Genomic DNA, 11,675 nt, shown 5'->3' with positions numbered 1-11,675 from the left:
AATACCTGCCTGTCACGCAGGGGGTCGCGAGTTCGAGTCTCGTCCAGACCGCAATTAAAATGTTGTGTTGAGTTAGTTAATTTGATTTAACTAACTGTGGTTTAAGAAATTAGACCGATGAGAAGCTTATCCAAACGGATGGGCTTTTTTTGTTTTGTGCGGTAATCGTGCGGTAATTTTAATGACAAAAACCATTTTTTGTCAGTTTATATAAAAAGAATCAAATTACTAAAACAAATAAGGTATGTTAATTAAATAGAATTGTGTCTGAGTATATTACCTAATCATGCTATTTTCTATATCGCTTAACTTTTAAATACATTTAGGAAAACCTAATCTTCAGTAAGTTCCTAACATCTCTTTTTTTGAACCTCTTTAAAGGCGTATTTAAATTCAATTGTTTACATCTATTTTAAAAAATCAGGAAAAACCCCTTTTTATAAGGGGGCTTTTTCCTGATTAACAGTTTATTAACATGTTTTACGGAGATTATAACTTTAGTTTTGTAGGAAGAAATATTTCTATATGAAACACTTATCTACTCTTACCTTTCTCTTTTTTCTTAATATTTCATCATCCCTGAACGCCCAAGATGTTCTATGGGAAAAGTCCCTCGGTGGATTGCAAGCGGAATACTTGTTCGATGCACAGCCCACAGATGATTTTGGTTTTATTTTGGCTGGAAGCTCTGTATCAGATAAAAGCGGTAATAAACAAGATAAAAATATAGGCAACCTCGACTACTGGATTTGGAAAATGGATGAACACGGCGGCCTGGATTGGCAAAAAAGTTTTGGTGGTGATGGGCTTGACCTACTTAATAAAGTTCTTACCACAAGGGACGGGGGCTTTTTGCTTGCAGGAAGCAGCACTTCCTCCATAAGCGACTACAAGAAGGAGAAGGCATTAGGGCTTGAGGATTTTTGGGTTATAAAGCTCAATGCCGATGGTTCTGAGCAATGGCAAAAGACATTGGGTGGCTCTGGTAGTGATATATTGAAAACAGCTATAGAAATGCCAATGGGCGGGTATCTTATTGCAGGTTCATCCTCTTCACCGATGACAGTACAAAAAAAAGGGAAAAGTTTTGGAAATAAAGATTATTGGGTTATACGGCTCAACACCTCGGGAGAAGTGGAATGGGACATAAGTTTTGGAGGAAAATATGTTGATGAAGTTGAGGCAATATGCCCTGCGCCACAAAATGGTGTCTATGTTTTAGGGTACAGCAATTCCGGGGAAGATGGCAATAAGACCACAGAACCCCTTGGCAGTGGTGATTATTGGCTTTTGCGCCTAGATGGAAAGGGCAATTTATTATGGCAAAAATCATTTGGGGGCGAGGGTGACGACCATCCCTATGCGGCACTCCAACTTAAAGACGGCAACATAATCGTAGGCGGTGTTTCTTCCTCCCAAAGTAGTACAATAAAACAAGCCAATAATAAAAACGGTACAGACTTTTGGATATTTAAACTCGATGATTCCGGCACCATTATTTGGGAAGAAACCTACGACATAGGCGAATACGATATGCTCTCCAGTATAGAAGAAAACAAAGATGGCACCATCCTCTTGGGTGGATATGCCAAAAGTGAAAAAGTGGGTCTCAAACGCAATGATAGCAAGGGCATCAATGACTATGTTGCCATTAAAATAGATACTGAAGGCGAAGAGAAATGGCGACAAGAAGTGGGCAGCAATGGAGATGATGTGCTTCAACGTCTTGTGGAAACACGTGACGGTGGTTATGTCTTGGCAGGAACCAGCAATGGAGTGGTCTCGGGAGAGCGCAACAGCTCGCAGGGCCGTCATGATTTTTGGGTGGTAAAACTGGGAGACAAGGACAAAGATGACGACGAGACTAGCTCAATGGCGGAAGCTTATCCAAATCCAACAAGTGGTTTTACAAATGTCATCATCACCTCTGAGTTTGAAACGGGCGAAGCCTTTCTTTACGATATCAGGGGCAGGCAACTTCAACATTATATTTTGTCAAGCCGTACTTTACCAGTGGATTTACGGGGGTTACCTATCGGTGTGTACCTTGTTAATATCGAAACCAATGTAGGGAGCGATTCGGTTAAAATTCTCAAAAAAGACTAATCACAATCACACAAAATAAAAAAACATCATGAAATTCAATTCTTTCATAATCATTCTATTATTCACATGCTCTGGTTTGTTAGCACAAAATGGAGATGGGAACAGCTTCAACTCCTATTCTACCGATCCTTATGCCAATATAATACCTCCTACGCCAAATGCTTCCACCTTTAATCAATACGGCAAACTTCAGGTAAACACTTCCACAGGACAACCCAACATATCCATCCCTATTTACACCATAGTGGAGGATGGGGTCAAGGTTCCTATCAGTCTTAACTATTCAGCCACAGGGATAAAGGTAGATGATATATCATCTACAGTGGGGTTAAAATGGTCGCTCAATGCAGGGGGTATGATTTCCCGAACTATAAATGACAAAGATGATTTTAGTACATATACATCTCACGGATGGATTAATGGAACAAATTTGAGTTACTTTGACGAATGGTTGGACGATTATAGTAATTTTGATTATAACAGTTATGATCAACAAGTTAATGTATTACAGCCATTCTTGACACTTCATGATAACTGGCCAGACGATTTTTCATATAATTTTCTTACTTATTCAGGTGGTTTTATGTACAACCCTGATGGAACTGTATTAAAAGAGTTTAGGGATAAATTAGAGGTTTCTGGGAATCGTAATGGATTTACAATTAACGATATGAATGGAAATTCTTTTGAATTTGGGAATGACATTGAAACAAATAAAGTTGACACTCGATTTTACGTCCAGGGTGAGACCAATATAAACATTACGAATGAATTAGAAGATGTTGGCTGGATGCTGAACGAAATCACTACCAAAAACGGTAAGACCATAACGTTTGAATATGATTCCTATACTTATACCTATGATAGGAACCCGGTCTCGCAACGGATGGTTTCATCGTCTAATTGTAGCCCTACAACCTGTACGTTTCCGTTAAACTGTCAAGATGAAGGAAACTCCCAGCTAAAGAACGATAAAATCCATGGTACAGGATTACAACAGGAGACAACCAATCAATTATTAAAACGTATCTCGACGGATAAGGTTGAGGTTGAGTTTATATATACAGACGGCAGTGCCAACGGTCACGGGGTAGATGGCTGGGACAAAAGGATCGATAAAATTATCATCACTGACCTTGTTAAAAATTATGTTCGGGAATTCCATCTCGGGTACGATGTGTTTGATGGGCTATATTCGAGACTTAAATTAACTGAGGTAAAAGAAAAAGGAGCAGATGGAAGCTTTAAGCCCCCCTATCATTTTGAATATGAAGACGGAAGCCTTCCAAATCCAGATAGTTTTTCCAAAGATTACAAAGGATATTATAATGGGCAATATAATTTGTCCTTGTTGCCAAAGACCGCAAGTACTTTAAACCGTAAAAGAACCACGATAATTGATCCAAATTCAGGTCCCGTTGTTACTTATCCCGGATACGATATACTCTCTGATCGATATTTTGATGAAAATTATATTGATATAGGTGTTCTTAAAAAAGTTTACTATCCGACAGGCGGAAGATCAGAGTTTGAATACGAAGTAAATGCAGAAGGAGAAAATATATCAGAACCTATTATTGAAAAAATGGGAGGTGCCATTAGTACATCATTCGATGATTCTCAAGACCCAGAAGCCCCTGCTATTTATAAAACCTTCAGTGCATTGTTCCGATTTGATGAAACAGTTGGCAAATTAGACCTTTCAAATATAATAGGCTGTCAAGTATGTGGACAAGAGGATTTTCGTGTTGCCAAAATATATTTGTATAAATACAATGGAAATGTTGGAGAACAAATAGATTGGAATAAAAGGTTTTTACCGGAGGTTACGTATACATCTTTTGATAGTCCTAGTTTACCATTACCTACAGAAAATGGTGTTTATCTTGTGCAGCTAAGGGTTCATACACATTTTTTTCCTCCCTATACCTCATCTGACCCTTTTATAAGTGTTGACTTGAATTGGCATCAAAAAAAGATTGATAAAAATGATAACATAATCTTTCAAGAACATTATTATGGTGGTTTACGGATTAAAGATATAAAGGATTTTGACGAAACGGAGACCGTCTATAATCACAAATCTTTCAACTATTTAGGCAGTGTCCATCATTTTACTTCAGAAATCATATCATCAGACTTTTTTAAAGAAATCGCTGGTCAAGACATTTTTTCTACTGAGGTTATCTTATTGCCAGGATCACAGAAAAAAGATGGATACTATTATTCTAAGGTAGAAACAATTTTTAAAAATACAAATAAAGAAAGCAAGATTGTAGAAGAATACGAAGGCATAGAGGGCTTTAAAAGAATACGAGGAGGTTATCTTAAAAAACGCCGAGTTTTTGACAGTGATAATCATTTAATGGAAGCTCAAAGCAATAAATATATTGGTTATGCCCATGAAGAGATGCTTTTTATGACGCCAACACTTCAGAATGCAACTGTTTATGAATATTATCAATGTAATGCCGGAAATTATTTGCTTAGGCCTGTGCCAGCATACAGTCAGCCCACACAAACCAATCAATATGAATATGAAACTTCAAGTAAAATACTCGACTCCACGATAACCATAAAGAAGTTCAACAACAAAATTATTGCAAATGTCACCACATATCAGCATAACCAAAACCATCTGGTAACAAAAGAGACCATCGACCATCGGTATGGCGCAACCTTGGATGCTAATGACAATATCAATCTTTTTATGAACGACCCCGATGCCGAAAAGATAAGTGTTGATTACGAATACCCAGAAGATTTTCCAGGCGAGCCTACCCTAACGGGCGTGCCCGCCTCATCAGTGGTAAGTAAAAAGGTTTACAACAATTCCCTGTATATACTCGGGGAGTTTTGGGAATTCCACAACGGGAACATCAAATCGCTATACCGCTACAATCGAGGTCAAGGTACACATACCGGAGGACCGAGCTACGTGGATACGGGTGCTGAAAAAATAGCAAAATATATAGTAAACAGTGATGGCAACCCCATACAGATAACAAAAGTAATTGGCACCCCTACCGCATACATTTGGGGATACAACGGTCAATTTCCCATCGCCAAGATTGAGAATAGCTCCTATGGCTCAATTGATACAAACTTGCGCAATGATGTCATATACGAATCAAACAGTTCCAATCCCAATGAGCAGTCGCTTCTCAATGCTTTGAACAACTTACGAAATAGTTTACCAGATGCTAAAGTGACGACTTTTACTTACAAACCCCTCAATGGTATAACAAGCGTGACTGATCCCAAGGGTAATACTCAATATTTTGAATATGATGAGTTCGGCCGTTTGGAATGGTTGAAAAACGATGAGAAACAGATGATCAAAAAACACGAATATCACTACAAATCACAATAAGAGAATTGAGTCCTGACCTAAAAAACAGCATTTTGAAAACAATTACTTATATCTATTATATTAACAATCAATTAACATTAATAAGAAATAGAAACGATCAACGTGTCTCTTCCTTATTGGGAACACTTACATTATTGCTGACTATGTTCCTTTTCTTGAGCACTATGGCACAAAGCCCCGGCCATAATTGGGTCAAGACGAAAACGTACAAGATACCCATTGTTACCCAATCACAGCCTAGTCAATCAGCAGTAAAGAACGATATTACCTATTACGATGGGTTAGGGCGCCCTATTCAGCAAATAGCGGCACACCAAGGAGGTACTGGGGGCGACCTAATCACGCATATTGAATACGACGCCCTGGGAAGGCAGGAAAAAGAATTCCTTCCTTATCCAAGGAGCAATTCATCGCTTGATTTTGAAAGTGGAGTCCTTGGCAGTTCTTCTACGTTTTATGGAACACAGAACCCTTATTCCCAAAAAAAATTTGAAGAATCGCCCCTCAACAGGGTGCTCAAACAGGCAGCTCCAGGTGATGACTGGCGAATGGACTTGAGCGAGCATGAGGTCAAGTTCAACTACCAGACCAATAATTCAATAGAGGTTCACCACTTTACAATTGCCGCCAACAATTCATTTTTGCCCGAACTGGAATATGAAGAAAAGTACCCTGCCAACCAACTTTATAAAACCATTATCTATGATGAAAACAACGAAAACAAGCACACCGTGGGAAGTATCGTTGAATTTAAGGATAAACTTGGGAGGGTTGTCTTAAAACGACACTATACAACCTTGACGGGACGGGATGTTGATCCAGACCCTACCAGAACTTTAGATACGTATTATGTATATGACGATTATGGAAACTTGGCTATCGTCATCCCGCCCAAGTTATCGGAGCAAATTATAGTAGGGGGCATTTTAAATGGGAATGCTGATGATCTATTAGACGACTTAGGATATCAATATGCCTATGACCATCGTAACCGACTAAGAAAGAAAAAACTACCGGGAAGACAAACGGAGTTTATCGGTTATGACCCTTTAGATCGACCAATTTTTCAAGGACCAGTACTTTCCCCCTTTGGGGATGGCGCCTTGGGTTCCATACGTACAAAATATGACTCTTTTGATCGTGTGGCCTATACCGTATGGGTTGCAGGTTGGTTAGGTGGGGGAGCAATAGATCAAATGGAAGGAAGCACTACATCAACACCCCTATCCGAAACACAAACAGGCACTAGCACCATAAACGGGGTAAAATTTGGATATACAAATAATGTTTATCCTACTACGGGCTATCACGTACTGACAGTGAATTATTATGATGATTACGATTATTGGGGCGCCCCAAGCAGCATTCCTAGCAATGTGGGCGATGGCGACATCCCCGTTTATTATGATAAAACAAACGAGCCCAATGGAATGCCCACTGGGACTTGGGTACGCATCCTAACCGATGAAAACACCTCCGATGCCAAGACCAGTTATACCCTTTATGATCGAAAATCACGAGCCGTACGGGTTCGAACCAACTATGCACAAGGCGGTTACACCCAAGCGGATACCAAGTATAACTTTATAGGCAACCCGATATATACCCTTACTAAGCACCGAAAAGAAAGTGGCACACCAGAACTGATACTTCGAGACACCTATACTTACGACAGTCAAATGCGGGTGGCAACACATAGGCATAAAGTGAACAACCTTTCTGAACGTCTTTTGGCTAAAAACGAATACGACGACCTTGGCCGTCTTGAAGTTAAAAAAACAGGGGGAACCGATGTAACGGGCGGTAATTATTTTCAAAAAGTGGACTATACCTATAATGTACGTGGCTGGCTAACGGGAATCAATGATCTTGAAGATCTTGCTGAACAAGGAGAACCATTGGATCTATTTGCCTTTAAAATAAATTATACCGAGGTGGAAAATGATATCAACGGGGCAGTTAAACCACTCTTCAACGGCAACATCGCCGAAACCTTTTGGCGTACCAGCAGTGACAATATTAAACGAAAGTACGGATATAGCTACGATTATACCAATCGCCTTTTGGATGCGTGGTACCAAAAACCAGATGCGGCCAACCCGATCAACCAAAGCTTTGATGAACACCTTACCTATGATAGCAACGGCAATATATTGACATTAAAACGTAACGGGTCGCAGGAAGTCACCGGTACACCCATTGCTATAGATGATCTTAACTACGATTATGATGATGGAAACAGACTAACAAGCGTTTTTGATAGTGAAAATAACCCTGAAGGATTTAACGATGGTAATCTGGTGGATGGGGATGATTTTTATACTTATGATGATTTTGGAAACCTTACCGAAGACTTATACAAAGGAATTACTGATATAAGCTATAACCATCTAAACTTACCCGTTAAAGTTGCCTTTGGCACTGAAGGGGTTATTGATTATCTTTATACAGCTGATGGCTTAAAATTGAAAAGAAGCGTGACCGAAGGAGGTACCCTAACAAAAAGTATAAAATATAGAGAAGGCTTCCAGTACACCAATGATACCTTGGACTTTTTCCCTACGGCCGAAGGGTATGTTAAAACTGTCCGAAACCAACTTGGTGGGGGCGGAGGTGGTGGCCCCACCATAGTGACCTATAAGTATGTCTATAACTACACCGATCACTTGGGAAATATAAGGGTAAGATATACCAAAGACCCACAGACGAACGAACTTGCCATACTGGAAGAGAACCATTATTACCCTTTTGGCCTTGAACACAAAGGCTACAATAGCGACCAAAAGAAAATCAGTTTCTTACCTGAGACCAGTACCATAGCGCTTACCCCCGTGAACCCGTTTTTGGGTAGCAGTTACAAGTACGGGTTCCAGGGACAGGAAAGACAGGATGAACTCAATTTAGGCTGGGAATCTTTTAAGTACAGAAATTATAATCCTGCCATTGGAAGGTTTATGAACATCGATCCCCTGGCTGAAGATTACTCATATCAATCACCTTATAATTTTGCTGAAAATAAAGTGATTGCAAACTTTGAGTTAGAAGGATTGGAGGCTGTTAGCATCCATACGAGGGCTTTTGCACCTTTTAAAAGTTTTGGCGGAGGATTTTCAGGTGATGGAGCAAATAGAAGATTTACAACTTCACAAAATGTAACATCAAGAATGAAGCAAGCGGTTAACATTGATTTTAATCAAAGTACGCCTGCCGTTTCTGGTGGAACGCAAACGAGTGACTCAACACACCATCCACTTTTAGGGACAGATACTGCCCCAAGCAGAAATGCTTTGAAAAATGTGCAAATCGGAGAAACAAGTACTGGAGCAAAACAAGTTAGTTTCCAATCGGAAATGGAAGGGGCAAACCCACTCACACCTGCATTTGCCACACCAAATATAGATGTTGATGGAGCTTTTTCAATATCATCTAATCAAGAAACGGGTGTTTTGAGTATATCTGCAAACATAAGTGGAGATAACTTTCCCTCTACTGAAAGCTTCATTACCGATAGTGCAGGAAACTCTGTGTTTGTAGGTGTTAGTGCATTGCAAGGAAATCCTGCATCTAGTCTTTCAGGCGAAGGTGGAACCGAAATGATTAATACTGACATTCAAATAAACTTTAACTCTGACGGTGTCTTTCAAAATGTGAATTACAATGGACAGGAGTATAATATATCAGATTATAATAAAATGTTTGAAGATCAAAACCCAAACGGCAATTAAGAAATGAATACTTTTATAAAATACTTCTTTATAGCTTTAGTAATCTCTTCATTGGTGTTATATGTAGCAACAATAAAAGAAGGTGTTGAGACACTTGACTTGGAAGGCGGTTACTTCAAAAATATAGGCAAAACTTTTGAATACTTCTTTTTATGGGTCATACCCTATTGGTGGTATATTTTAATTGGGGCATCTACAATTTTAGGGGTTATAGCAGCCTTAGTAATCAAGAAGTTGAAATAAACAAGCCCACTCTTCGAAGTAGGCTTTTGTATCTCACAGCACGGTAGGTAGTGTCCCAAAAAATTAACCGCCCACCGAGGCGGTTTTTTTATGCCCTAAAGCGCCGCCACATTTTTATTAAAGAAATCCTTGAACTTGGATTTTGTGAGCATACTGTCGATAATGCGGAACAGGGCTTTTTTATCTTCTTCTTCCAGTTGCTGTATCAGGTTGATACGCTCTGAAACCGTTTTATCGACTACCGTTACTTCTTCGGGAACATCGCCCTTCATATGCACGAGCTCGTCAAGGGACACGCCAAAATACTTGGCGAGCCTGTCGGCCACTTCTATCGAGACATCGCGTTCCCCTTTTTCCATCTTGGAATAGTTGGACGGGTGGACGCCCACGGCGTTGGCGACTTCCTTCTGCAACAGTCCCTTTTGTTCCCTGAAGGTTTTTATGTTCTCTGCTAAGTTCATAGGCTTTACTATCTGAAACACCACAAAAATAGTCAAAACGTACAATTTTATCAACATTATAATCAATTTGTATATTTATAATTGTCAATATGGAATTAAATAAATAACTTTGTAATAGTCAAATTGTCTAAAAATAGTTTTGTATGCTCGAGACCACCAATCAAGAACAACTGATATATGAGAACGACCTGTTACAATTAACGGTCTTGGGCGGTATCAAGCTGGAAGGGCTGGACAGGATGCGTGTCACGGTAAAACTACAGTTGCAAGAGAGCAGTCGCCCGCCCGTGCGCCACAACCTTGACCTGTACAACGACAACCAACTGGAAAAGTTCATCCGCAAGTGTGCCGAGAAACTGGAAATAGGCACGTCCGTCATATCGGCAAGCCTCTACGAGCTGACCGAGGAACTTGAAAGATACCGCATCCAGAGGATAAAAGAGGTCGAGGGCGAACTAAAGCCAGCCCACAAAAAACTAACGCCCGCGGAACAGGAAAAGGCAGAGGCATTTTTAAAAGAACCGGATTTACTAAAGCGTACGAATGACCTTATCGGAAAATCTGGTGTCATCGGCGAAGAGATAAACAGATTGTTAATGTACATCATCTTCACGAGCCGGAAACGGGAACAGCCGTTGCACGTGATAAGCCTTGGGAGTTCCGGTACGGGAAAGACCCACTTGCAGTCGGCCGTGGGCGAGCTCATCCCCGAGGAAGAGCGGGTCAGCATCACGACACTATCGGAAAATGCCTTTTACTACTTCGGCAAACAAGAACTAAAGAACAAAGTGATATTAATAGAGGACTTGGACGGTGCGGAGAATGCGCTCTACCCACTTCGCGAACTACAGACCAAAAAACGCATCGTAAAGACCATCGCCAGTAAGAACAACAAAGGCGAGACCCAGACAAAATACCTTGTCGTGGAAGGCCCTGTGTGCGTTGCGGGATGCACCACCAAGGAACATATCTACGAGGACAATGCCAACCGCAGTTTTTTGCTCTACCTCGATGAAACGGAAGCACAGGACAAAAAAATAATGGACTACCAGCGCGCCGTGTCGGCGGGACAGATAAACACCTACGGCCAACGGGAAATACAGGAATTTTTACAGGACACACAGCGCATACTGAAACCCATAAAGATCATCAACCCCTTTGCCAATATGCTCAACCTGCCCCAATCAGTATTTAAACCGAGAAGGACAAATAATCACTACTTACAGTTCATTGAAGCGATAACTTTTTACCACCAATATCAAAGAGAAAAAAAACACGACAAGGAAACGGGCGAGGAATTTATAGAGGTCGCCATAGAGGACATCGAGAACGCAAACCTACTCTTAAAGGAAATCCTGTTGCGCAAAAGTGATGAACTAACAGGAAGCTGTAGAAATTACTTGGAGGAACTTAAAGCATACTTAGAATCAAAGAAGAAGAAACAATTTACAGCCCTTGAAATCAGAAAGGTATTACGGTTGCCCAAGACCACCCAATGGCGCTACCATAAACAATTGAACGATAGTTACCTTATCAAGAAAGTGGCCAAGAAAGGAAAGCAGGCCAACCGTTTTGAGCTGACCGATGAAAAGGAATACAGGGAACTCGAAGCACAGATACAAAATGTACTGGACGAGTGCCTCGACAAGATTAAATCGTCTGTGGCGACCCGCCACGGTTCCACCGTTCCAAACCGTTCCAAACGCAAAACGGAACGGTCAAAGGCAAAAAAGACAGCGAGTTAGGCCAACCGTTCCAGCGTTCCAC

General features: G+C 40.5%; 6 protein-coding genes. 5 read left to right on the top strand and 1 reads right to left on the bottom strand.

Annotation, left to right across the window (positions count from 1 at the left end; genetic code table 11):
* The first annotated feature begins 525 nt into the window (after positions 1-525).
* From AACZ92_RS01145 to AACZ92_RS01130, 4 genes are read left to right on the top strand one after another with little or no spacing between them, the layout of a single operon-like run.
* Positions 526-2,106, top strand: a complete 1,581-nt coding sequence (locus AACZ92_RS01145; protein WP_339695990.1) for a T9SS type A sorting domain-containing protein — start codon at positions 526-528, stop codon at positions 2,104-2,106.
* Positions 2,107-2,134: 28 nt separating this feature from the next.
* Positions 2,135-5,479, top strand: coding sequence for a hypothetical protein (locus tag AACZ92_RS01140; RefSeq protein ID WP_339695987.1), 3,345 nt, complete (start codon positions 2,135-2,137; stop codon positions 5,477-5,479).
* 32 nt (positions 5,480-5,511) lie between these two features.
* A complete protein-coding gene (locus AACZ92_RS01135; RefSeq protein WP_339695985.1) occupies positions 5,512-9,204 on the top strand; it encodes a DUF6443 domain-containing protein in 3,693 nt (1,230 codons plus the stop codon).
* A gap of 3 nt (positions 9,205-9,207) precedes the next feature.
* Entirely contained in the window at positions 9,208-9,447 is a 240-nt protein-coding gene (locus AACZ92_RS01130) for a hypothetical protein (RefSeq protein ID WP_339695979.1), read from the top strand.
* A gap of 95 nt (positions 9,448-9,542) precedes the next feature.
* Here the strand turns inward: AACZ92_RS01130 and AACZ92_RS01125 are convergent, their stop codons facing one another.
* Positions 9,543-9,908, bottom strand: a complete 366-nt coding sequence (locus tag AACZ92_RS01125) for a helix-turn-helix transcriptional regulator (protein ID WP_339695976.1) — start codon at positions 9,906-9,908, stop codon at positions 9,543-9,545.
* Positions 9,909-10,051: 143 nt separating this feature from the next.
* Between AACZ92_RS01125 and AACZ92_RS01120 the strand changes: the two genes are divergently transcribed.
* Positions 10,052-11,653 (top strand): hypothetical protein, encoded by a 1,602-nt coding sequence (locus tag AACZ92_RS01120; RefSeq protein WP_339695973.1) that lies wholly within the window; start codon positions 10,052-10,054, stop codon positions 11,651-11,653.
* Positions 11,654-11,675: the final 22 nt, after the last annotated feature.

The organism is uncultured Marixanthomonas sp., assembly GCF_963974425.1.
Lineage (GTDB): Bacteria > Bacteroidota > Bacteroidia > Flavobacteriales > Flavobacteriaceae > Marixanthomonas.
This window is presented reverse-complemented; position numbering and strand designations above follow the sequence as displayed.

Excerpts from the sequence above, each read along its gene's own strand:
- AACZ92_RS01145 (WP_339695990.1), top strand. The coding sequence starts at position 526 with ATGAAACACTTATCTACTCTTACCTTTCTCTTTTTTCTTAATATTTCA.
- AACZ92_RS01125 (WP_339695976.1), bottom strand. The coding sequence starts at position 9,908 with ATGAACTTAGCAGAGAACATAAAAACCTTCAGGGAACAAAAGGGACTG.
- AACZ92_RS01130 (WP_339695979.1), top strand. The coding sequence starts at position 9,208 with ATGAATACTTTTATAAAATACTTCTTTATAGCTTTAGTAATCTCTTCA.
- AACZ92_RS01140 (WP_339695987.1), top strand. The coding sequence starts at position 2,135 with ATGAAATTCAATTCTTTCATAATCATTCTATTATTCACATGCTCTGGT.
- AACZ92_RS01120 (WP_339695973.1), top strand. The coding sequence starts at position 10,052 with ATGCTCGAGACCACCAATCAAGAACAACTGATATATGAGAACGACCTG.